The sequence below is a fragment of the Stenotrophomonas maltophilia genome (genome assembly GCF_001676385.1).
Taxonomy (GTDB): Bacteria; Pseudomonadota; Gammaproteobacteria; order Xanthomonadales; family Xanthomonadaceae; genus Stenotrophomonas; species Stenotrophomonas maltophilia_J.
In genome coordinates this window covers 45,688-68,149 of the sequence record NZ_LYVJ01000016.1, presented here as the reverse complement: position 1 = coordinate 68,149, position 22,462 = coordinate 45,688, and the positions used below count along the sequence as shown (strand labels likewise).

The following is a 22,462-nucleotide window of genomic DNA, read 5'->3' as shown; positions in this document are numbered from 1 at the left end:
CGAGGCAAGACTCAAGCGATGGCGGCCGCCGGCCGGAAGCATGCAGCCATCATACGCCACAGCAGGCGCCCTTCTTCGGACAGCCGCAGGACGCGCGCGTCCCACTGTGCCCAGCCACGCGCCAGCAGGGGTGACAGTGCCGGCAGCTGTCCGGAGAAGCGTGCTTCGAACGGTTCGTCATTGCGCCACTCGAAGGCAGCGGTATCGAGCGCGTGGTCGCAGGCGATGCTCTGCACCACTTCGGCCACCAACCGTTCGTCCTCGGACAGGATCAATCCCGCAGACACCCCCATGTGCCCGGCCTGCAACCGTGCATGCCATTCATCCAGCCCATCCTCCAGCCGGTAGAACACCTCGCCGATCTGGCCGCAGGCGGACAGGCCGAGGCCGATGAAATCGCTGCGGTCGCGGCGTGGCACCCCGGCCAGGTCGCAATGGCGCTGGCCATCGCCCGGACCATGCGGGTCCGGCAGATCGCCGCGCTGGTAGTGATCACCCCCGATCGGCTCGTAACCGGCCGCACGCAGCAGGCGCCAGGCCTGCAGCCAATGGGCAGCGGAGGGGTGCTCCGGCAATGCACACGGTGCCGGCAGCAGGATGCGCTCGGGGGCTTCGGCCAGCACCTCGTGCAGGCGCTCGATGAAACCGCCGTCATCCGCGGCGGGGACTCGCAGCTGGTAGTACCGCGCAGTGAATCCCGCTCCACGCGCCTGCGCCAGCAGGGTTGGCCCCGGCGCGCCAGCACGATCGATCACGTTCAGCCGGGTGCAACCCACCGCGCGCAACCGGGACGGCGACAGCGCGCTGCCCGCGTCCAGCCGCACCTCCACCTGCGGACGCGCGACGGTGCGCAGGTACTGTGGCACCGCATCCAGCAACCGACCCAGCTGCGCTGGCGGCAGGGCTTCAGCCAGCCCAAGCTGCAGCACCATCGCCACCACCTCGCGGTCCTCGGCCAAGACCTCGGCCTGCAGGCGCAGGGCCAGCAGCAGAGCCTCCAGATAGGCCTGTGGCGGCACGTCGCCGCCGCTGCGGCCCGCCTGGAAACCCAGGGTCAACCCACGCGGGATCAGGTGCTCGTTGCTGGCGCGCACGGCCGCGCGCCAGCCACTTTCACCGAAGCCAGTGCTGAACTGGTCCGCCGCCGGGAACAACACGCGCCGGGGCTGCCGCAGCAATGCCGCCTGCAGCGCGGTGTCCTCGCTCTCGTCGACGTGGAAGCTCATGGCGGACATCTTCGGGCATTCCTCTTGGCGGGGCCCTGATTGAAATCAAGCGTAGTGCATCTGCTGGCCCCTGCCGGCCAGCGGCTGGCACTACCCTTCACCCACCGCGCACCCGCTCGGCGGCAGCTGCATCGATGGCTTCGGGCAGGTCGGTCTCGCGGTCGATCTGCGGGAAGTGGCGGCGCTCCATGCGGCGGATGGCGAAGTGCATCCAGGCCAGCGCAGCGGCCACCAGCACGAACAACAGCATGAAGCAGCTGCTCCAGATGCCCACCGCGTCATTCAACGCACCGAACACGATCGGCAGGATGAAGCCGCCCAGGCCGCCGATCATGCCGACCACGCCGCCCACTGCACCCACATGCTTCGGGTAGTACACCGGAATGTGCTTATAGACCGCCGCCTTGCCCAGCGACATGAAGAAACCCAGCACGAACACCAGCACGGTGAACATCACCACGCCGATGGCAAAGTGGAAGCGGATCGGGCCGTGGATGCCCTTCACCACGTACTCGGTATCCGGATAGGCCAGCAGGAAGGTGCAGACAGCCGACACGCCGAAGGTCCAGTACATCACCCTGCGCGCACCCAGCCGGTCCGACATCCAACCCCCGACCACGCGGAACAGGCTGGCCGGGATCGAGTAGCACGCCGCCAACATGCCGGCGGTGCCCACATCCATGCCGTAAGCGCCCACCAGGTAGTGCGGCAGCCACAGCGCCAACGCCACGAAACCGCCGAACACGAAGAAGTAATACAGCGAGAACCGCCAGACCTGCAGGTTTTTCAACGGTGCCATCTGCTCGGTGAACGGCACCGGTTTCACGCCTTCGCGGCGGCGCTGCTCCAGCGAAGGGTCTTCCTTGCTGAAGAGGAAGAACAGCACCGCGGTGACCGCCAGCGCCACGGCCCAGACCTTGGCAACCATGGTCCAGCCGGCCGCCACCATCACCAATGGCGCCAGCAGCTTGGTTACCGCCGAGCCGATATTGCCGGCACCGAAGATGCCCAATGCAGTGCCTTGCCTGCTGGCCGGGAACCACTTGGAGACGTAGGCCACGCCCACCGAAAAGTTGCCGCCGGCGATGCCCACGCACAGCGCGGCAATCAGGAACTGGGTGTAGGTCTGCGCGTAGGTCAGCATCCAGGTGGCCACAGCGCCACACAGCATCACCAGCACCATCACCTTGCGGCCGCCGAACTGGTCGGACCAGATGCCGAGGAAGACGCGGCTGACCGAGCCGGTCAACACCGGCGTGGCGATCAGCAGGCCAAACTGGGTGTCGTTCAGTCCAAGCTGCTGGGTGATCTGGATGCCGATGATCGAGAAAATCATCCACACCGCAAAGCACACAGTGAAGGCGAACGTGCTCAGCCACAGCGCACGCTGCTGCTGCCCGGCACTGGCGGGGGCAAGGGCCTCGTTCATGGGTTTTCCTCGTTCAAGGTGGGTCAGCCGATACCGGCCTCGGCTTCGATCTCGTCCAGGCCGCGCACCGGGTAGCGTTCCTGCAGCTGCAGCAGGTAGGCCTGCACCTCACGCTGGCGCACCTGCAGTTCCAGGTAGTCGCGCAGCTGCGGTAGTACGGCCTCGAATGGCTGCGGCTGGCCCTCTTCACGCGCATCGACGCAGACCACGTGGTAGCCCCAGCGTGATTCGACCGGGAAACCAGCCAACCCCTCGCGCAGGCGGAACACCTGGCGGTCGAACTCCGGCGTGGTCTGCCCCCGTTGCAGCCAGCCCAGGTCACCACCGTCGCTACTGGACGGGCAGCGCGAATGCCGCAGTGCAAGATCGGCGAACAGGTGCGGCGATTCCTTCAGCAGCCCGACCAGTCGCTCGCCCTCGGTACGCGCGGCAAAGCGCCCGGCCACGTCGTCGGCCGGCGCGGCCAGCAGGATGTGGCGCAGGCGCACGCGATCGGGGGAGCGGAAGCGCGCTGGGTTCTGATCGAAGTAGCGGCGGCAGTCCTCTTCGGTTGGCACGCGGTCTTCAATCGCATCCTCCAGCAGTTGCTGGATCAGCACTTCCTCGTCGCTCACCCGGCTGCCCTCCGGCGCCCGCAGCCCCAGCCGCTGCGCTTCCAGGCGCAGCAGCTCGCGCACCACCAGTGCACGTGCCGCCTCCGCACGCGACTGTTCCGGGCGCATCGCCCGGTGGTGCTGCATCTCGCGGGCGATGTCGGCCTCGCTGATCGCGGTCTCGTCCACGAACAGCCGGCACGGCGCCGGCTGCCCGAGCGAGCGCGGCCCCTGCGCTGCCGCGTCATGGTGGTGCGAATGCGCCTCGGCGGGAACCGGCGCGGCGGAGTCGATCACGGTGATCGGCAGGAATTTCGGCAGGCTGCCCATGACTTACTCCCGTGGACCGTAGCGCAGTGTGGCCTGGCGGCGGCGCACCACCTGGTATGGCCGCCACAGGTAGCTGATCGGAATGCTCCACACGTGCACCAGGCGGGTGAACGGCGCGATCAGGAACAGCGTCAGGCCCAGGAAGATATGCATCCTGTAGACCCAGCTGACACCCTCGATGTAGTCGGCGGCACCTGCTCGGAAGGTCACGATGTGCTGCGCCCATTCGGCCAGCTGCACCATCACCCCGCCGTCCAGGTGGCCGGACGAGATGCGGATGCTGTACAGGCCCAGGCACAGCTGGGCGAACAGCAGCACCAGCACGAGAGTGTCGCCGAAACTGCCGGTGGCCCGTACGCGCGCATTGAACAGGCGGCGTACCAGCAGGATGCTGATGCCGATGAAGCACAGTGCCCCGAACACACCACCGACCACCATTGCCAGCATCTGCTTCTGCGAGGAGGTGATGAAGTGCTCGTACACCGCGTGCGGGGTCAGCAGGCCGACCAGATGGCCACCGAGGATGGCCAGGATGCCAATGTGGAAGCAGTTGCTGCCGATCCGCATGCCCTTGTCCGACAGCATCTGGCTGGAGCCGGTGCGCCAGGTGTACATGGCCTTGTCATAGCGGGCCCAGCTGCCGATCAGCAGCACCGCCACGGCGATGTACGGGTAGTACTGGAAGGCGAATTGATGCAGGGAGTAACTCATGGCTGGACCTCTCGATGCGTGGGACGGGCCGGCGAACGCACGGGGGGCTTGCAGTCCTCGGCGGGGGCTTCGGCGCCGAAGCGCACCGCCTCCTCCTCCCACAAGCGGTCCATGGCCTCGGCGGTGTCGTCGCGGACTTCTTCGCTGGCTCGCTGCCGCAGCGCCTGCAGATCGGCCTTGCCGTCGCCGGCTTCGACCAGGATCTCGAACAGCACCCGGTGCGGCAGCTCACGCTCGGCGGCACGTGCGGCCAGCATCCCGGCGATGTGGCCGATGTGGTGCAGCCACTCGCGGGCCTCGCTGCCGGGACGATGCGCCAGGAACTCCAGCAGCAGCGGCAGGTAGTCCGGCAGCTCGCGTGCATCCAGTTCGAAGCCGTTGCGGCGGTAGGTTTCAACCAGATCCACCATGGCCTGGCCGCGGTCGCGCGACTCGCCATGGATGTGTTCGAACAGCAGCAGGCTCATCGAGCGGCCACGGTCGAAACTGGCCAGCCAGGCGGCCTGCGCGTCCAGCGCATCGGTGACCAGCAGCTGCTGCACGAAGCTGCGCAGCTGCTGGCGGCGGGCGGCATTCAACGCCGGGTCGTCGCAGGCGGCGAGCAGTTCCTCGCCGTGTTGCCACAGTTCTTCACGGGGGTAGTCCAGCAGCACCCCGATCAGCTTGAGTACGCTCATCACACCACCTCCCTGCGGCGGTGGTTCGGCCCCTTGTCCACCACGAAGGTAGTGGTCTTGCGCTGGCCGAACAGGTCGGCCGGGCTGTCACCATTGCAACCGTTGCCGAAGGTGAAGCCGCAGCCGCCGCGCTCGCCGAAGGCATCGTTGGCGTACTCGCGGTGGCCGGTCGGAATCACGAAACGGTCCTCGTAGTTGGCGATGGCCAGGTAGCGGTACATCTCTTCCACCTGGGCGATGCTCAACCCGGTCTGTTCCAGCACGGCAGTGTCTTCCACGCCGTCCACGTTCCTGGCCCGGCGCCAGGCACGCATGGCCATCAGCCGCTCCAACGCGCGCACCACCGGTGCTTCGTCGCCGGCCGTCAGCAGGTTGGCCAGGTAGCGCATCGGGATGCGCAGCGAGGCTACATCGGGCAGCTCGCCGCTCATGCCGACGCGGCCACGCTCGGCGGCGGACTGGATCGGCGACAGCGGCGGCACGTACCAGACCATCGGCAGCGTGCGGTACTCCGGGTGCAACGGCAGCGCCAGCTTCCAGTCGATCGCCAGCTTGTACACCGGCGACTGCTTGGCCGCATCCAACCAGCTGTCCGGGATGCCTTCCTTGCGCGCGGCGGCGATTACCGCCGGGTCGTTCGGGTCCAGGAAGATGTCCAGGTGGGCCTGGTACAGGTCCTTCTCGGCGGCCACCGAGGCGGCCTCGGCAATGCGGTCGGCGTCGTACAGATCACGCCGAGGTAGCGGATGCGGCCCACGCAGGTTTCCGAGCACACCGTCGGTTCGCCCATCTCGATGCGCGGGTAGCAGAAGATGCACTTCTCCGACTTGCCGCTCTTCCAGTTGTAGTAGATCTTCTTGTACGGGCAGGCCGACACGCACATGCGCCAGCCGCGGCACTTGTCCTGGTCGATCAGCACGATGCCGTCCTCCTCGCGCTTGTAGATCGCGCCCGACGGGCACGCCGACACGCATGCCGGGTTCAGGCAGTGCTCGCACAGGCGCGGCAGGTACATCATGAACGTCTTCTCGAAGGCGCCGTAGATCTCCTTCTGCACCTGGTCGAAGTTGTAGTCGCGCGAGCGCTTGCTGAACTCCGAACCGAGGATCTCCTCCCAGTTCGGACCCCATTCGATCTTCTGCATGCGCTCGCCACTGATCAGCGAGCGTGGCCGCGCGGTGGGCTGGTGCTGGCTGTCCTTGGCGGTATGCAGGCTCTGGTAGTCGAAATCGAACGGCTCGTAGTAGTCGTCGATCTGCGGCAGGTCCGGGTTGGCGAAGATCTTGGCCAGCATGCGCCAGCGGCCCCCGGCGCGCGGCACCAGCTTGCCGGCGCCGGTACGCACCCAGCCGCCGTTCCACTTCTCCTGGTTCTCCCATTCCTTGGGGTAGCCGATGCCCGGCTTGGTCTCCACGTTGTTGAACCAGGCGTACTCGACGCCCTCGCGCGAGGTCCAGACGTTCTTGCAGGTGATCGAGCAGGTATGGCAGCCGATGCACTTGTCCAGGTTCAGCACCATCGCGATCTGTGCACGGACCTTCATCACACCACCTCCTTGCTGGCCGATGCCGAAGCACCAGCGGGCTGTTCGTCGGTTGCTCCTGCGCGTCCTGCGCCCGCGACACTCGAACTTCCTTGTTCATCGTCCAACCAATCGACCTTGTCCATCTTGCGCACGATCACGAACTCGTCGCGGTTGGTGCCGCAGGTACCGTAGTAGTTGAAGCCGTAGGCCAGCTGCGCGTATCCACCAATCATGTGGGTGGGCTTGAGCACGATGCGGGTCACCGAATTGTGGATACCGCCACGGGTCCCGGAAATCTCCGAGCCCGGCACGTTGATGATGCGTTCCTGGGCGTGGTACATCATCGCCATGCCCGGCATCACGCGCTGGCTGACCACCGCACGTGCGGCAATCGCACCGTTGACGTTGAACAGCTCGATCCAGTCGTTGTCGACAATGCCGGCGCTGCGCGCGTCGTCCTCGCTGATCCATACGATCGGGCCACCACGCGACAGCGTCTGCATGATCAGGTTGTCGCTGTACGTGCTGTGGATGCCCCACTTCTGGTGCGGGGTGATCCAGTTCAGCACGATCTCCTTGTTGCCGTTCGGGCGCTGGTTCAGCAGTGGCTCCACCGTGCGCGTGTTGACCGGCGGCCGGTAGCCCATGAAGGCCTCGCCGAAGTCGATCATCCACTCGTGGTCCTGGTAGAACTGCTGGCGACCGGTCACCGTGCGCCACGGAATCAGCTCATGCACGTTGGTATAACCGGCGTTGTAGCTGACGTTGTCGTCTTCCAGCCCCGACCAGATCGGCGAGGAAATGATCTTGCGCGGTTGTGCCTGGATGTCACGGAAGCGGATCGCCTCGTGCTCCTTGCCCACCGCCAGGTGGGTGTGCTCGCGGCCGGTGAAGGTCCCCAGCGATTGCCAGGCCTTCACTGCCACGTGGCCATTGGTTTCCGGCGCCAGGTGCAGGATCACCTCGGCCGCGTCGATCGCGGTTGAAATGGCCGGACGGCCATGGCTCACGCCCTCGTCGTGCACGGTGTGGTTCAGCTTGCCGAGAAATTCCACCTCGTGCCTGGTATCCCAGCTCATGCCCTTGCCGCCGTTGCCCAGCGTGTCCAGCAGCGGGCCCAGCGAGGTGAACTTGCGGTACAGGTTCGGGTAGTCGCGCTCCACCACCGTCATCGACGGCATGGTCTGGCCTGGAATGGCCTCGCACTCGCCCTTCTTCCAGTCGGCCACGCCAAACGGCATGCCCAGCTCATTGGGGGTGTCATGCAGGGTTGGCACCAGCACCAGGTCCTTCTCCACGCCCAGCACGCCCGGCGCCATCCCGCTCACGGTGCGGGCGACCTCCTTGAAGATCTCCCAGTCGCTGCGCGACTCCCAGGCCGGGTCCACTGCCTTCGACAACGGGTGGATGAACGGATGCATGTCCGAGGTGTTGAGGTCGTCCTTCTCGTACCAGGTTGCGGTCGGCAGCACGATGTCCGAGTACAACGCGGTGGTGCACATGCGGAAGTCGAGCGTGACCAGCAGGTCCAGCTTCCCTTCCGGCGCCTCGTCACGCCACTTCACTTCCTCCGGCTTGATCGCGCCCATTTCGCCCAGATCCTTGCCCTGCAGCCCGTGGCGCGTCCCCAGCAGGTGCCGCAGCATGTACTCGTGGCCCTTGCCCGATGATCCGAGCAGGTTCGAGCGCCAGATGAACATCATGCGCGGGTGGTTCTGGCTGGCATCCGGGTCGGCGAAGGCGAAGTCCAGCGAGCCGTCCTTGAACTTGCTCAGCGCGTAGTCGGCCGGGGCCACGCCGGCCGCTTCGGCCTCGCGTACCAGCTGCAGCGGGTTGCGGTCCAGCTGCGGGGCGCTCGGCAGCCAACCCATGCGCACCGCGCGCAGGTTCAGGTCAGCCAGGCTGCCGCTGTATTTGCTGGCATCGGCCAGCGGTGACAGCAGTTCGTCCACCTGCAGCTTCTCGTAACGCCACTGCCCGGTATTGAAGTAAAAGAACGAGGTGCCGTTCATGTGGCGCGGCGGACGGCTCCAGTCCAGCCCGAATGCCAGCGGCTGCCAGCCGGTCTGCGGGCGCAGCTTCTCCTGGCCCACGTAATGCGCCCAGCCGCCACCGGTCTGGCCCACGCAGCCGCACATGATCAGCATGTTGATCAGGCCGCGGTAGTTCATGTCGTTGTGGAACCAGTGGTTCATGCCCGCGCCGACAATGATCATGGAACGGCCGTGGGTCTTGTCCGCGGTGCGCGCGAACTCCCGTGCAATCTCGATCACTTCCGCGCGCGGCACGCCGGTGATGCCTTCCTGCCAGGCCGGAGTGCCCGGCACCTGGTCGTCGAAGCTGCTGGCCACGTTGCCGCCGCCGAAGCCGCGGTCCACGCCGTACTGGGCCAGCAGCAGGTCGTAGACCGTGGCCACCAGGGTCTGGCCGCCGTCGGCCAGGGCCAGGCGACGCACCGGGATGTGGCGTTCAAGCACCTCCTCGGCCGGCGCTGCGGTCCAGCCGTCGGTCTCGATACCACCGAAATACGGGAAGCTGACCGCTTCGATGCCTTCATGGCCATCGGCAAGGCTCAGGCGCAGGCGCGTATCGGCGCCATTGCTGGCCTTCTGTTCGATGTTCCACTTGCCCTTTTCGCCCCAGCGGAAGCCGATCGAACCGTTGGGCACGACGATCTGGCCGGTGACTTCGTCGTAGGCCAGGGTCTTCCAGTCGGGATTGTTGGCTTCGCCCAGTCCGCCCAGCTCGCTGGCACGCAGGAAGCGGCCCGGCACCAGCCGTCCATCGTCGCGGCGCTCCAGGCGCACCAGCATCGGCATGTCCGAGTACTGGCGGCAGTAGTCCTGGAAGTACTGCGAGGGCGAATCAACATGGAACTCGCGCAGGATCACATGGCCGAACGCGAACGCCAGAGCGGCGTCGGTGCCCTGCTTGGGGTGCAGCCAATGATCGGTCAGCTTGGCCAGCTCGGAATAGTCCGGGCAGATCGCTACCGTCTTGGTGCCGTTGTAGCGCGCCTCGGTGAAGAAGTGCGCATCGGGCGTCCGCGTCTGCGGCACGTTCGAGCCCCAGGCGATGATGTAGGGCTGTTGTACCAGTCGGCCGACTCGGGCACGTCGGTCTGCTCGCCCCAGATCTGCGGCGAGGCCGGTGGCAGATCGCAGTACCAGTCATAGAACGACAGGCAGGCACCGCCCAGCAGCGACAAGTAACGCGCACCGGCCGCGTAGGACACCATCGACATCGCCGGGATCGGCGAGAAGCCGACCACGCGGTCCGGCCCGTACTGCTTCACCGTGTACAGGTTGGAGGCGGCAATGATCTCGTTGGCCTCTTCCCACTGCAGGCGCACGAAGCCACCCATGCCGCGGCGGGTCTTGTACGAGCGTGCCTTCTCCTTGTCCTCCACGATGCTGGCCCAGGCATCGACCGGGGCCTTGCTCTTGCGGGCTTCGCGCCACAGGCGCAGCAGCGTGCCGCGGATCAGCGGGTACTTCAGCCGGTTGGCGCTGTACAGGTACCAGGAGTAGCTCGCGCCACGTGGGCAGCCACGCGGTTCATGGTTGGGCAGGTCCGGGCGCGTGCGCGGGTAGTCGGTCTCTGGGTTTCCCAGGTGACCAGGCCGTTCTTGACGTAGATCTTCCAGCTGCAGGAGCCGGTGCAGTTCACGCCGTGGGTGGAACGTACGATCTTGTCGTACTGCCAGCGGGCGCGGTAACTGTTTTCCCAGTCGCGGCCCTCGCTCTTGGCGAATCCATGGCCATCGGCAAAGGTCTGGGGGTCACGCTTGAAGAACTGCAAGCGATCGAGGAAATAACTCATCGGGGATCTCCCTTTGCGGACATCGGCATCGTGGCTGTGTGTGTCATCTGGCTGCGGTGCGCTCCCATGCCGTCAGCAGGGTGTCTCGGCACCGCGCCGGTAGTACCACCACCAGGTCACGGCCAGGCAGGTGACATAGAAAACAACGAATCCGTACAGCGCCATGTCGGGGCTGCCGGTCAAGGTGATGGACGAGCCGTAGCTCTTGGGGATGAAGAAGCCACCGTAGGCGCCGATCGCACCGGAGAAACCGACCACTGCGGCCGACTCGATGCTGGCCTGATGCGCCGCGGCAGCCTTGCCCTCGGCGTCGTCGTTGGCCGACCAGCGCTCATGCAGGGTGCGGAAGATCACCGGGATCATGCGGAAGGTGGTGCCGTTGCCGATGCCGCTGAGCACGAACAGCGCCATGAAGCTGAGCAGGAAGCCATGGAAGTTGCCGCCCTGCCCATCGCTGGGCAGGAAGTGCAGCACCCCGAACACCGCGGCGATCATCAGCGCGAACAGCCAGAAGGTGAGGCGTGCGCCGCCCCAGCGGTCGGCCAGGCTGCCGCCTACCGAACGCATCAGCGCGCCCAGCAGCGGGCCGATGAAGGCGTAGGCCAGCGGGTTCACGTCCGGGAACTGGCTCTTCACCAGCATCGGGAAGCCGGCCGAAAAGCCGATGTAGGAACCGAAGGTGCCGATGTACAACCAGCACATCAACCAGTTGTGCTTGCGGCGGAAGATCACCGCCTGCTCGGAGAACGACGAGCGGGCGCTGGTCAGGTCGTTCATGCCGAACCAGGCCGCGATGGCGCACAGCGCGATGGCCGGCACCCAGATGAAGCCGGCGTTCTGCAGGAACAGGGGTGCCCCACCCACCACCGTGGGCTGTGGTGCCCCGCCCAGCGCACCGAACACGCCAACGGTGATCACCAGCGGAATCACGGCCTGCGCCACCGACACGCCCACATTGCCCAGGCCGGCGTTCAGGCCCAGCGCCAGCCCCTGCTTCTGCTTGGGGTAGAAGAAGGAGATGTTGGACATCGACGACGAGAAATTCGCGCCACCGAAGCCACACAGGATCGCGATGGCCACGAACACCCAGTATGGCGTGGCCGGGTCCTGCACCGCAAAGCCGAGCCAGAGCGTCGGCGCCAACAGCGAGGCGGTGGACAGCGCGGTCCAGCGGCGGCCGCCGAAGATCGGGATCACGAACGAATAGAAGATGCGCAGGGTCGCGCCGGACAGGCTTGGCAGCGCCACCAGCCAGAACAGCTGGTCGGTACTGAAGTTGAATCCGATCTTCGGCAGGCTGATCGACACTGCCGAGAACAGCACCCAGACCGAGAAGGCCAGCAGCAGCGAGGGGATCGATATGGCCAGGTTGCGGGTGGCGACCCGCTTGCCGGTGCGTTCCCAGTAGCCGGGGGCTTCCGGCGTCCAGTCGCTGATGACGCGACCCGGACGGGCAGTACTGCGGACAACAGGATCGCTACCGACGGTCATACATGGCTCCAAGGCTGTGGAATGACGTAGGTACTGCGTTTCAAGTTGTAACCCGTCGTCATGCAGCCATTAGGCCGTGCAGCACGGACGACGGGGTTGATCTCAATCAATCAGGGGCGCGTATCCACCGTGCCCCTGACAAATGTCAAGCCGATGAAGCAGTGCTGCGGCGGGCCACCCCACGCTGGCGCACGCTGTCACGTACGTCCACATCGAACTGCAGCTGGAGCTGGCCGCCATCATCCAGGCCGATCGCGAACGGCAGGCCGTCCCTGCATGGCAACCGGGTTGCCAGTGCTTCCACCGGCTCACGCGGCAGCACCAGGCGGCAGAACGTACCGCCATCGAGCAGCACCGGTTGGGCGCCGCCGTGCAGCGAGACCGCCATGCCCCAGCCCTCGACGCCGCCGAAACGGGTCATGTTCTCGACCGACTCACCGGCCAGCAGCCGCGCCAGTTCGGCCTCGTCCAGGCGAAGCCGCACCGATTGATCCTGCAACTGCACTTTCATGACGCAATATCCTTCCATTGTCCGGGGGTATTGCAGTTGACCAGGAGGTCGCCGTCAACGCTTGCCGGCGCCAGCACGTGCCGCTGGAGGCGACCCTGGAAGGCCTGCACCGAGCGCGGCCCCTCCGGGTCTTCCAGCATCGCGGCCAGCGTGCTACGAGTGGGATTGTCCACATCCAACAGCATGGGAAAGGGATGCCCGTCAAAGATCGTGCAGGCGCCCTGTCCCTCTTCAGCCAAGCGGTGCAGCAGCCGCGGCGCCAGCAGAGGCATGTCCACGGCCACCACCCAGGCGCGGCCATCGGGCATCTGCTGCATCACGCTGTGCAACCCACCCAGCGGACCGCAGCGGGCCACCCGATCCGGAATGCCGCCAAAGGCCGGGTAGTTGCCGCTTACCCAGACCCGCTGGGCACCGGCATGCAGCAGCAGGCCTCGCATATGCTCCAGCAGGGTACGGCCCTGCCACGGCAGCAAGGCCTTGTCGCGCCCCATCCGGCTGGACAGGCCACCGGCCAGCACGATGCCGTCAATGGCTGCGGCCGTGATCGTGCGCGTGGTCATCGGCGCGTGTGGGTTCGCTGTCCGCATGGCACAGGCTGCAACCTTCGCTCCACGCACTGTCGCCGTCCTCGTAATGCTCCTGTTTCCAGATCGGGCACTGGTGCTTCACCGCCTCGATCAGCTGACGGCAGGCACGGAACGCCTCATCACGGTGCGGGCTGCCGGCAGCCACCACCACCGCCACATCGCCGATGCCAAGCCGGCCCTTGGCGTGCGCCACGTAGAGCTTCAGCTTCGGGCCAAACGTCGCCTCGACCTCGGCGGCCAGGCGCTTGAACTCGTTCAACACCAGCGGCTCGAACAGATCGTAGGTGATGCCGGTCACCCGCCGGCCCACGTTGACGTCGCGCACCTGGCCGATGAACACATCGATGCCACCGAAGCCGGGATCGGACACCGCCGCGATGCCTTCGGCCGGATCGATCGCCACCTGCGCACGGTCCACCACTTTGACGATGACGTTCCCGCTCATGACTCAGCCCCCGCTTACTGGCGGCAGGATCGCCACCCGGCCATCGTCGGGCAGTGCGTCGTGGTCGCGCAGCACGCGTTGCTGGTCGGCGAACGCCGAGTAGTCCAGCAGGCCCGCACGGAACTCCGGCCAGCGCACCGGCAACAGCTCGCGCAGCGCCTGGCGCAGATCGGCCACGGTGCCACCACCGACCTCCACCGCGATCTCCCGGCTGGCATCCAGATCGGAGAACGCACCGAACAATTGAAGGCGTACCTGTTTCATCATGGCTCCTGGCTTGCCAGCTGCACGGGGTCCTGGTGCCCCCAACCCTGCACGCGCACCGGCGTGCCGGCAGCAGCCAGGTCGCCCTCGCCCTCCAGCACGACCCAGGCATTGGCCTGCAGCATGGACATCAAACGGAACGACTCCTGCCCGGCCAGCACGCGGGCACTCAGGCGGCCCTGTGCGTCCACTTCCACCCGCGCCCGCGCGTGGAAGCGCAGGCCCGGCGGCGTGCGCACATCGGCCTGCAGGGGCAGCGTCAACACCGGCTCCGGCGCCAGCCCCAACAGGCGGCGCAGTACCGGCTCGACGAAGAAGCGCTGGCCCACCGCCGCCGACACCGGGTTGCCTGGCAGGCCGAAGTACAGCGCGCCATCAGGCAGCACCGCAAACAGCAGCGGCTTGCCCGGGCGGATCGCCACCTTGTGGAACACGATGCGCGCGCCACGGCCGCGCAGCGCGTCGGGAACGAAATCGTAGCGGCCGGCTGATACTGCCCCGGTGCTGACCAGCACCCGGGCACCCGCAGCCAGTGCTTCATCCAGTACCGCATTGAATGCGGCCACGTCGTCACCGACCGTGCCCTGCCATGCCACTTCGGCGCCTGCGGCCTGCAGGCGAGCGATCAGGTACGGCCGGTTGCTGTCACGAATCTGGCCGGATTCCAGCGCTTGTGCCGCTTCGCTCACCAGTTCCTTGCCGGTGGCGATCACCGCCACTCTCGGCCGTGCCACTACCGCCACCTGGCTCACGCCTATTGCATGCAGCAGCGTGCAGGCGTTGGTATCCAGCGCCTGCCCGGCCTGCAGCACACGCTCGCCTTCGCTCACGTCCTGGCCACGCAGGCGCACGTTCTGGCCCGGCTTCACCGTGCCTTTCAACGCGATGCGGGTCGGGCGCCCGTCCTCGCTGGCGAGGATCTCCACGTTCTCGACCGGCACTACGGTATCCAGCCCGGCCGGCATGCGCGCGCCGGTCATGATTTCCCAGGCGCCCTCGCCGCCTTCGGCGCCGGCATCGCCGGCCGCCTGCCAGCCCCGCACCGTGAATTCCGTACCGGCCTCGAGTACCCGCCCATTCGCGCGCAGCGCGAAGCCATCCATTGCCGAATTGTCGAACGGCGGCAGCGACTGACTACTATGAAGGTCAGTGGCCAGGACGCGCCCCGCCGCATTGTGCAGCGGCAGGCGCTCGGCCGGCAGCGGCGTGGCCGCATCCAGTAGATGCTGCAAGGCGTCGCTGTAGGAAATCATGCGTGGCCACCGCCATCGACCATCGCCAGGGCGTGGCCCAGCACCGGCGCCAGGATGTCCAGGCACTGCGCCGCCGCCTTCGGGCTGCCGGGCAGCGCGAACACCAGCATGCTGCCCAGCTGCACCACCTCGGCGCGGCTCAGCCAGGCCATCGGCGTGTGCTGTGCACTCAGTGCCCGCACCATCTGCGCCAAGCCATTCACCGGTCGCGCATTCAAGGAACGCAGCGCCTCCGGGGTCAGGTCACGCGGGCCCAGCCCGGTACCCCCGGTGCACAGGCACAGGCGCACGCCTTTGGCCGCCAACGCCTGCAAGCGGCCCGCCAACGGCTCAATGCCATCGGGCAGCACTTCGGCCGCCACTACCTTCCCGCCCAGCGTTTCCAGGCCGTTCACCAGGGTCGGGCCGGACACATCCTCATAGGTGCCACCGCTGGCGCGATCACTCAGCGTGATCACCGCGCAGGCGGCGCCCTCCAGGCCCTTCGGCGCACGCGGCTTGAAACGCGCGCGCTCGGCCTCGTCCATCCCGTCGGGGTGCAGCCAGACACCGCGCTTGCCGCCTTCCTTGAACAGCAGGCGGATGCCTTCGATGCGCAGTGCCGGTTCCACCGGCTTGCTCAGGTCGTACAGGGTCAGCAGCGCCGCGTTGACGCCGGCCAGTGCCTCCATCTCCACGCCGGTGCGCGCCTCGCTGGCGCACTCGCACCACACGCGGATCGCCTGCCGTTCCGGCACCGGCGCGCAGAACACCTGCACCAGTTCCAGCGGCAGCGGATGGCACAGCGGCATCAGCATCGAGGCCATCTTCGCGCCCTGCAGGCCGGCAATCTCGGCCATCACCAGCGCATCGCCTTGGGCAGGCGGCGCTCGACGATCAGCGGATAGGCCACCGGACCGGCATGCAGCTCGCCCACCGCTACCGCCCGGCGGCGGGTGATGCGCTTGTTGCGGACATCGGCCATGTGGAAGGCCGCATTCCATTCCCCACTCATCGTGTTGCTCATCCTCCGATGGAGGCCAGGTGCGGGGTCAGCCCGGTCTGGCCCTGGTGCAGTCCATGCCCGGCCGCTTTCAGGCCAAGCTGGGTGGTGATGCGTGCCAGCAGCGCGTCCTGGTCATCGTCGCGCTGCAGCAGCGGGCGCAGCGGCACGCCGAATTCGCCGAACAGGCACAGGCGCAGGTCGCCCCGGGCAGTCACCCGCAGGCGATTGCAGCCCTTGCAGAAGTCACGCGAATACGGGGCGATGATGCCGATGCTGCCGCGATGGTCGGGGTGGCCGAACTCGCGCGCCGGGCCGGCATCGGCGGCGCGCGGCCGCTCGTGCCAGCCAGCGGCCAGCAGCTGCTCGATCACCAGGTCGGCGCGCAGGTGGTGGCGCTGGAAATAGGCTTCGTTGTCGCCGGTGCGCATCAGCTCGATGAAGCGCACGCTGAAGGGGCGATCGCGCAGGTAGTCCATCCACTGCGGCAGCTCGTCGTCGTTGAGCCCGCGCAGCAGCACCACGTTGAGCTTTATGGACGGCAGGCCCAGCGCCTGCGCCAGGGCCAGGCCCTGTTCGATCTCCGGCAGGCGGTCATGCCCGGTGATGGCCGTGAAGCGTTCGCGCTGCAGGCTGTCCATGCTCACGTTCAGCGCAGTCAGGCCTGCCCGGTGCCAACCCGGCAGGCGCCGCGGCAGCAGCGTGCCATTGGTAGTAATGGCCACCTTGCGGATGCCCGGCACCGCCGCAACCGTGGCGATGATCTCGTCCAGGTCCTTGCGCAGGCTGGGCTCGCCGCCGGTCAGGCGGATCTTGCTCATGCCCAGCGCCGCGAAGGCCCGCACCAGGCGCGCGATTTCACCCACCTGCAGGAAGCGCGGGTGGCCATCGGCCTGGTACCCATCGGGCAGGCAATAACTGCATCGGAAGTTGCAGGCCTCGGTCAGCGACAGGCGCAGGTACGGAAAGCTGCGCCCGAAGCTGTCGGTGAGTTGGCTCATGGCTGGTCCACCTTGTTGCTCCACCGTCTTGCCTGTGCCCGGAACGGCCCGGATACCCTCGCCTGCTGGAACGATTGCCAGAGTACGCGGCCTTCAGTCCCGTTGGCATGACTTAAATCAATCGTGTTCGGTCCCGCGCGGCGGGCGTTGTGGCAGCATGCGGCTTTCCGCGCAGCGGGCGTGTGACAACCCTCATGATGATGAACGATTTCCAGCAACTGCTGCACGCCGCCGGCGAGCAGGCTGAACCGCAACGCCTGCTGTTCGTATTCGTGCGCGCCGAGCTGCCCGAATCGCCCACCGACGACCAGCGCGGCCGGCATGACCGCCGCGAGGGTGGCACCCTGTCGCCGGTGCTGTGCGTGGACAAGCTGCCGGCCGAGGTGCCCAGCTTCCAGGCGCTGGCGGCCGAGTCGACCACCACCGGCATCGATTGGGACCTGGTGTTCGTCGCGGCGCTGGATGGCCGTGGCGGTTTCGCGCCCAACAGCGACGAAGCCGCGCGCCCGCTGAAGCTGATGGTCAACGCCATCCATGACGGTCAGATCGGCCGCTTCGCCGCCTTCGACCGTGGCGGCGAGCCCGTTCAGTTCTATTGAGCCACCCGTTGCAGGGTCAGGAAGAAGATCACCAGCACGGTGTTCAGCCCCCAGGCCACAGTCAGCCCGCGCGCCGCCACGCCCAGGTTGGGGTTGTGCGCGGTGGGCGCTGCCCGCCAGACCGCCGGGATGATCCAGCCGGTATAGAGCAGTAGCACGGCAAACAGCCCCAGCAGCAGCGTGGTGCGCTGGTTGGCCAGGGCCCAGAGGGCCACCGCCCACAGAATGTTGCTGGGAATGACGCCTTGCAGCCAGAACACACGCCAGAGGCGGGAACGACCCGGGGCGCCGGCTGCAGGATGCAGGGAAGCGGTGGCGGTCATAAGTCTCCTTCTGCCCAGGAAACACGCGGGTCAAGCCTGCGCTTGGCAGCCAGGAACGTCAACCCGAGTCGCACGTCACGCTTTGACGTATGGAGCCAGGCCCACGACCCCGCAGAGCCTGTCGCCATCATCCCGTCCCGCCGGGGCCGTTCGCTGCCCCAACCACGACGCCTGTCGCAGATTGCACGGTGCGGGCGGACCACCGCGCCAGCCAGCACTGGCGGTGCTTAACAGCGTGGGAGAATGCCGAAAGCGTCTCCAATCGAGTGATGTTTGCAACTCTTCTGATTGGCATTGCACAGCACCAGGGGCTCAGATGGCGTGCCACCGGAAAAGGGTGGCCGGGCTTCGAACACCCGAGTTGATGTTGATGTATGCGCTTGCCAGCCGGCGCCACCTTAGCGTGGCGCCGGCTGGCAATCCGTCTGCCGGCTATGGCGGGCGGTGCGTGGGGGCCTTCGGGCCCGCCGGACTGACATCAACCCGGTGTTCGAACCACGCACCGTCCGCCACTTTTCTGGGTGGCGGCTACCGATTGCCCTGCACGGAGCCTAGCCATGAACGAATCGGACTTCCCGCATCTGCACGCCTATCGCAGCACCGCCGGCGACGACGGTTCGCCACAGACTGCGCCTGCGGTGGACAGGAACACCTTCATTGCCAATCTCCACCGTATCGGCTCCGGTGCGGCGGCCGACGGACAACCCTGGCCGGAGCGGCACCAGCTACCCGGCCGCTGCCTGGCCCTGGCCGATGCCGATTGCGCGTTGAGCGGGTTGCGGGTGGTGCTGGAAATGCTGCTGGCGGCCGAACGAACTCCGCAGAACGGCGAACCCGAGCAGTACGTGGGCGACCGGGTAATGGAGGGGTTGGTCATGGCCTGTCAGTCATTGTGCGCGCAGGCGGTGGGCCGGTTGCAGCCCGAAGGGTGAATGCCATGTGCAACGGACTACCGTTCTACTTACCCAGGTGTGCGGTCCGATTGCCGGCATCAATTGAAAGAGGTCCTAATCGGCCTGCCGGAAAACTCAATCAGCGAGAGCTACATAGCTCACAATCCCCAGAAGCCATCCCAAATCAAGCGCCACCAAGATCTGGTTATTCGGACCGATTCATCTGGCTTTCTTGCGAGAGCCACAACGACCCATACCGCACTCCCCCCGATAATGACTGGCGCAATCAACGTCATCAGCGCGGGGCTTATGCACCTATAGAGCCACCAACCCAGAAATACCAATATAATCAAAGATATATAGCAGGAAAGCAATACGGTTTCCATAGCCCTATGGCCCCTACTCCCTGCAAGAATTCTCCTGCCTTCTGGGCAGCCTCCCTAATGCGCGCCTCCACAATCTCGATCCACTAAGCTCCGCCGGGGTCATCCGCCTCAGTTCCAAGGCAACAAGCCCGAATACGTTTTCAGGACGCCCCCTTGAACAATTACTATCGCCACATCGCCACATCGCCACACGGGTCGATCACCACGCGCAAAGGGCCCAAGTGATCTGGTCGGAATTAGGCTAGCTCCAGCACGCCGGTTCGTTCCGCGCTGATCAGCGTTGGAGGCGCAAACCATAGAGAGGGCAGGCAAATATAGACATCCCATAAGAGCTTCGCCCCATGGGGTGCCATCAATTTGACGTTCCAACGGTTCAAGGTGATCGTTCGCCAATATTGGCAATCATCACGGCGAAATCTCATAGCGCCCCTGAGCACCCTCCGAAGACCTTGGCGGGCCTCTTATTCAAGCTCACAGCAACCACTCGATTCACTTGCCCCCCACAGCTTCCCATTACCCCATACAAAATGAGAAGCCCACTGTCATTTACGTAGCCTACGAAATTTCCACTCCCTGCATCCGAGGCCGCCCTGACGAGATAAATATTCTCACCCTCTGCCGGCACCAACCCATTCAGCTGTAGTGGCGCGAACTTCTCAGCAGCATCCGACGCCAGGACGATGCTCAAGTTCTGAGCAAGCATCCATTGAGAAATAGACTTTTCACTCTGCGGATTCAAGGTAGCCAAGCGGTCACTCCGAAGCGTAGTGGAGTTCCCAGGAATGATTTCGTCCGAGGAAACATCCACCCAATCTGAGTTCCATTCAATGTGCTTGAGCTGGCTAGTGCTACAGCCTCCCAATAAAGGAAGAAGGAGCACAGCCACGCGTAGACTCATTATCATTTGCACTTCAACCTCTTCTTGATAGCGTCCCGAACCCTATCGTCTGGAACGCCCAGATGTTCTGCCATGATGTTCCCCTCCCACCCTGGAACGGGCCTAGTGGATCGAGAGGGCGCCTGTGACACCACGTCGTACATATCGAAACGGCCATCGTACTTGAATTTCATCAAATGGCCTGCTTCGTGCGCAGCTGTCCACTCAGTATTTCCTGCATACCATTTACCGACACTGCTTCCAGTTACGGTCGACACCCCCTTTCCCAGCGGGACCTCAACACGGTTTGATCGACCCTTCTCCGGCTGGCTCACAGTCACCGTAAATCCGGGTGCAGACCAAGTCGATTCAATTGCATTTATCATTTTAATCAGAGTCTCAGGAGTAGCCCCCTCACCACTAAAACGAATGGGGATGTCGTTCTGAACTCCGCCATCCACGCAAGTGCAATTGGCCAGCAATCCGAGCGGATCAGCCGCCCCCACTGGATCAGCTGATACATACGAGAATGTGGACATCCCTCCCTCCAACCCAATCGGATCACTCTGCGAATAGCGCCCCACTGCCGGGTCGTACTCGCGCTGGTAGTTGTAGAACAGCCCACTCGCATTCGTCGCCTGCTGGCCCGGGAAGCGCAGGGCCAGCTCGAACGCCACACCATCGCCATCCGGATCGGCACTCGGAATCTGGTTGCCGAACACCTCGCTCTTGTTGCTCCACTCCCAGATCGCCACATCACGCACCGGATCGATCACCACGCGCGGCGTACCCAGATGATCCGGCTGCACGTAGGCCAGTTCCGGCACGCCGGTAGCCGGTAGCCGGTACATTGATCAGCGCTACCGGGTAGTTGTCCAGCCAGATGGCCTGCTGCTGCACCTGGCCCGTGGCCGAGTAGTTGCCCAGCCACTGCCCTGCTTCGTCGTACAGGGTGATCTGCGCTACGCCACCGGCTGGAGTACGCAGCACGCGCTCGCCGCGGTGATCATAACCGTAGCTCTTCAGTGTGGCGCTACCCTGCTTCACCGCCTTCATGCGATTGGCATCGTTGTAGATGGACGCCTTGCTGCCGACGCTGGTGGTGTTGCCCGCTGCGTCATGGCTGCGTACCTCGCCATCCACCGCAGCCAGGCGATGGCTGGTTGGGGGATAGGTGTAGCTGGCGGTGCCTGCCGAAGTGGTCAGCGGGGTGCGATTACCGGTGGAGTCATAATTCTCAAGCCCCCTCTTCGAAGAGGGGGCTGAGAAGGCACGCTACTCTTGTGATCCACCAGCCAAATGCTGCTTTCTCCTCAAAGCAACGAGAAAGAAGGCTGTCGCAGCTAGGAACGCGCCACACGCATCCCAGATTCGGTCAAGCCACAGCATCAAAGCCGAAAGTGCTAGCCAAATCCCAGAAAATGTAAGAAGCCACCCGCGTGTCAGTTTCATAGGGCTCACTGCAGAGTTTGAATTCCAGCCATAGCGCAGACGATAGCTGCTCCAACCTCATAGCTCGCCAGCGCCCCCCCCACTGTTGCAACACCGGCAACAAAGGGCACTTCAACAAACAACGTCAGAACTGACGCACCAGACACCGGCAAAGTGAACCATGTCGGAGGCTGAACGTAGGACATGCATGACTTGAAGTACTTGCCGTATGTCTTTTGATGAATGGGCGCATCAGAACCATTATCGTCTTCGCACAATCCCAGAGAATCGGACTGTGAAATCGGATTCCCACCAACATACGCAAAGCTTGCAATCCCCCCAAGTAGACCGATGGGATCACTCTGCGAATACCGCCCCACTGCCGGGTCGTATTCCCGCTGGTAGTTGTAGAACAATACACTCGCTTCCGTCGCCTGCTGGCCCGGGAAGCGCAGCGCCAGCTCGAACGCCACGCCATCCCCATCCGGATCGGCACTCGGAATCTGGTTGCCGAACACCTCGCTCTTGTTGCTCCACTCCCAGATCGGCATCACGCACCGGATCGATCACCCGCGCGGCGTACCCAGATGATCCGACTGCACGTAGGCCAGTTCCGGCACGCCGGTAACCGGCACATTGATCAGCGCTACCGGGTAGTTGTCCAGCCAGATGGCCTGCTGCTGCACCTGGCCCGTGGCCGAGTAGTTCCCCAGCCACTGTCCTGCTTCGTCGTACAGCGTGATCTGAGCCGCGCCACCGGCCGGGGTACGCAGCACGCGCTCGCCGCGATGGTTGTAGGCGTATCTTTCCAGCACGGCATTGCCCTGCTTCACCGCGTTCATGCGATTTGCATCGTTGTAGGTGATCACCTTGCTGCCGATGCTGGTGATGTTGCCCGCCGCGTCATGGTTACGCGCTTCGCCATCCACCGCAGTCAGGCGATGGCTGGTTGCGGGATAGGTGTAGCTGGCGGTGCCTGCCGAGGTGGTCAGCGCGGTGCGATTGCCGGTGGCGTCGTAGCTATTAGGTTTCGATCGGTGTGCCGGGAGTAGAGTCCTGGGGCTGGGTCAGCTGCCGCGGTGCACTACGGATATCACTGAATA

Annotated in this window: 15 protein-coding genes and 5 pseudogenes; 2 read left to right on the top strand and 18 right to left on the bottom strand. The window is 65.2% G+C overall.

From position 1 onward, the window contains the following. Positions 1-11: 11 nt before the first annotated feature. The 15 genes and pseudogenes from A9K58_RS17930 to moaA form a co-directional block, all read right to left on the bottom strand. A complete protein-coding gene (locus A9K58_RS17930; RefSeq protein WP_065200625.1) occupies positions 12-1,226 on the bottom strand; it encodes an oxygen-independent coproporphyrinogen III oxidase in 1,215 nt (404 codons plus the stop codon). A 97-nt stretch (positions 1,227-1,323) separates the two neighbouring features. Next, positions 1,324-2,655 carry an MFS transporter gene (locus A9K58_RS17925; protein ID WP_065200624.1) on the bottom strand — a complete coding sequence of 444 codons (1,332 nt, stop codon included), beginning with the start codon at positions 2,653-2,655 and terminating at the stop codon, positions 1,324-1,326. Positions 2,656-2,678: 23 nt separating this feature from the next. Further along, positions 2,679-3,578: a peptidylprolyl isomerase gene (locus A9K58_RS17920; RefSeq protein ID WP_065200623.1), complete on the bottom strand. Its 900-nt coding sequence runs from the start codon at positions 3,576-3,578 to the stop codon at positions 2,679-2,681. A 3-nt stretch (positions 3,579-3,581) separates the two neighbouring features. Beyond that, on the bottom strand, positions 3,582-4,289 hold the full coding sequence (gene narI / locus A9K58_RS17915) for a respiratory nitrate reductase subunit gamma (RefSeq protein WP_065200622.1): 708 nt from the start codon (positions 4,287-4,289) through the stop codon (positions 3,582-3,584). After that, positions 4,286-4,966, bottom strand: coding sequence for a nitrate reductase molybdenum cofactor assembly chaperone (gene narJ, locus A9K58_RS17910; RefSeq protein ID WP_065200621.1), 681 nt, complete (start codon positions 4,964-4,966; stop codon positions 4,286-4,288). Before narJ ends, narI begins: the two co-directional genes overlap by 4 nt. Further along, a pseudogene (gene narH, locus A9K58_RS20135) lies at positions 4,966-6,509 on the bottom strand (nitrate reductase subunit beta). The gene narJ and the pseudogene narH overlap by 1 nt, the downstream one beginning before the upstream one ends. Further along, positions 6,509-10,313: pseudogene (locus tag A9K58_RS17900) on the bottom strand (nitrate reductase subunit alpha). The pseudogenes narH and A9K58_RS17900 overlap by 1 nt, the downstream one beginning before the upstream one ends. A gap of 72 nt (positions 10,314-10,385) precedes the next feature. Beyond that, entirely contained in the window at positions 10,386-11,804 is a 1,419-nt protein-coding gene (locus tag A9K58_RS17895; protein ID WP_065200620.1) for a NarK family nitrate/nitrite MFS transporter, read from the bottom strand. Between the two features lie 145 nt (positions 11,805-11,949). Beyond that, the gene (locus A9K58_RS17890) at positions 11,950-12,315 is read right to left on the bottom strand and encodes a hypothetical protein (protein ID WP_065200619.1); all 366 of its coding nucleotides are present in this window, start codon (positions 12,313-12,315) and stop codon (positions 11,950-11,952) included. Next, entirely contained in the window at positions 12,312-12,878 is a 567-nt protein-coding gene (mobA, locus tag A9K58_RS17885) for a molybdenum cofactor guanylyltransferase (protein WP_065200618.1), read from the bottom strand. Before mobA ends, A9K58_RS17890 begins: the two co-directional genes overlap by 4 nt. After that, a complete protein-coding gene (locus tag A9K58_RS17880; RefSeq protein ID WP_065200617.1) occupies positions 12,844-13,350 on the bottom strand; it encodes a molybdenum cofactor biosynthesis protein MoaE in 507 nt (168 codons plus the stop codon). The genes mobA and A9K58_RS17880 overlap by 35 nt, the downstream gene beginning before the upstream one ends. A 3-nt stretch (positions 13,351-13,353) precedes the next feature. Beyond that, the gene (locus tag A9K58_RS17875; protein WP_065200616.1) at positions 13,354-13,614 is read right to left on the bottom strand and encodes a MoaD/ThiS family protein; all 261 of its coding nucleotides are present in this window, start codon (positions 13,612-13,614) and stop codon (positions 13,354-13,356) included. Further along, complete coding sequence (locus A9K58_RS17870; RefSeq protein WP_065200615.1) at positions 13,614-14,867, bottom strand: molybdopterin molybdotransferase MoeA; 1,254 nt, start codon at positions 14,865-14,867, stop codon at positions 13,614-13,616. The genes A9K58_RS17875 and A9K58_RS17870 overlap by 1 nt, the downstream gene beginning before the upstream one ends. Continuing rightward, positions 14,864-15,861: pseudogene (gene moaCB, locus A9K58_RS17865) on the bottom strand (bifunctional molybdenum cofactor biosynthesis protein MoaC/MoaB). Before moaCB ends, A9K58_RS17870 begins: the two are co-directional and overlap by 4 nt. 8 nt (positions 15,862-15,869) lie before the next feature. Further along, positions 15,870-16,850 carry a GTP 3',8-cyclase MoaA gene (gene moaA, locus A9K58_RS17860; protein ID WP_065200614.1) on the bottom strand — a complete coding sequence of 327 codons (981 nt, stop codon included), beginning with the start codon at positions 16,848-16,850 and terminating at the stop codon, positions 15,870-15,872. A gap of 194 nt (positions 16,851-17,044) precedes the next feature. Between moaA and A9K58_RS17855 the strand changes: the two genes are divergently transcribed. Next, positions 17,045-17,449, top strand: a complete 405-nt coding sequence (locus A9K58_RS17855) for a ribonucleotide reductase subunit alpha (protein ID WP_065200613.1) — start codon at positions 17,045-17,047, stop codon at positions 17,447-17,449. Here A9K58_RS17855 and A9K58_RS17850 read toward each other — a convergent pair. Continuing rightward, entirely contained in the window at positions 17,443-17,772 is a 330-nt protein-coding gene (locus A9K58_RS17850) for a hypothetical protein (RefSeq protein WP_065200612.1), read from the bottom strand. The two genes, A9K58_RS17855 and A9K58_RS17850, sit on opposite strands and share 7 nt — an antisense overlap. Positions 17,773-18,329: 557 nt before the next feature. Here A9K58_RS17850 and A9K58_RS17845 point away from each other — a divergent pair. Next, positions 18,330-18,704: a hypothetical protein gene (locus A9K58_RS17845; protein ID WP_065200611.1), complete on the top strand. Its 375-nt coding sequence runs from the start codon at positions 18,330-18,332 to the stop codon at positions 18,702-18,704. Positions 18,705-19,951: 1,247 nt separating this feature from the next. Here the strand turns inward: A9K58_RS17845 and A9K58_RS19605 are convergent. Together A9K58_RS19605 and A9K58_RS19600 are read right to left on the bottom strand one after the other, a co-directional pair. Further along, positions 19,952-21,161, bottom strand: a pseudogene (locus A9K58_RS19605) (RHS repeat-associated core domain-containing protein); the annotation flags it as partial. A gap of 473 nt (positions 21,162-21,634) precedes the next feature. Next, positions 21,635-22,433 (bottom strand): annotated as a pseudogene (locus A9K58_RS19600) (RHS repeat-associated core domain-containing protein); the annotation flags it as partial. Positions 22,434-22,462: the final 29 nt, after the last annotated feature.

Bases quoted from the DNA above. Each gene is read 5' to 3' on its own strand.
- A9K58_RS17880 (WP_065200617.1), bottom strand. From the start codon at position 13,350: ATGAGCGGGAACGTCATCGTCAAAGTGGTGGACCGTGCGCAGGTGGCG.
- mobA (WP_065200618.1), bottom strand. From the start codon at position 12,878: ATGACCACGCGCACGATCACGGCCGCAGCCATTGACGGCATCGTGCTG.
- A9K58_RS17845 (WP_065200611.1), top strand. From the start codon at position 18,330: ATGAACGAATCGGACTTCCCGCATCTGCACGCCTATCGCAGCACCGCC.
- A9K58_RS17930 (WP_065200625.1), bottom strand. From the start codon at position 1,226: ATGAGCTTCCACGTCGACGAGAGCGAGGACACCGCGCTGCAGGCGGCA.
- A9K58_RS17850 (WP_065200612.1), bottom strand. From the start codon at position 17,772: ATGACCGCCACCGCTTCCCTGCATCCTGCAGCCGGCGCCCCGGGTCGT.
- A9K58_RS17925 (WP_065200624.1), bottom strand. From the start codon at position 2,655: ATGAACGAGGCCCTTGCCCCCGCCAGTGCCGGGCAGCAGCAGCGTGCG.
- narJ (WP_065200621.1), bottom strand. From the start codon at position 4,966: ATGAGCGTACTCAAGCTGATCGGGGTGCTGCTGGACTACCCCCGTGAA.
- A9K58_RS17895 (WP_065200620.1), bottom strand. From the start codon at position 11,804: ATGACCGTCGGTAGCGATCCTGTTGTCCGCAGTACTGCCCGTCCGGGT.
- A9K58_RS17890 (WP_065200619.1), bottom strand. From the start codon at position 12,315: ATGAAAGTGCAGTTGCAGGATCAATCGGTGCGGCTTCGCCTGGACGAG.
- A9K58_RS17855 (WP_065200613.1), top strand. From the start codon at position 17,045: ATGATGATGAACGATTTCCAGCAACTGCTGCACGCCGCCGGCGAGCAG.
- A9K58_RS17920 (WP_065200623.1), bottom strand. From the start codon at position 3,578: ATGGGCAGCCTGCCGAAATTCCTGCCGATCACCGTGATCGACTCCGCC.
- A9K58_RS17875 (WP_065200616.1), bottom strand. From the start codon at position 13,614: ATGAAACAGGTACGCCTTCAATTGTTCGGTGCGTTCTCCGATCTGGAT.
- moaA (WP_065200614.1), bottom strand. From the start codon at position 16,850: ATGAGCCAACTCACCGACAGCTTCGGGCGCAGCTTTCCGTACCTGCGC.
- A9K58_RS17870 (WP_065200615.1), bottom strand. From the start codon at position 14,867: ATGATTTCCTACAGCGACGCCTTGCAGCATCTACTGGATGCGGCCACG.
- narI (WP_065200622.1), bottom strand. From the start codon at position 4,289: ATGAGTTACTCCCTGCATCAATTCGCCTTCCAGTACTACCCGTACATC.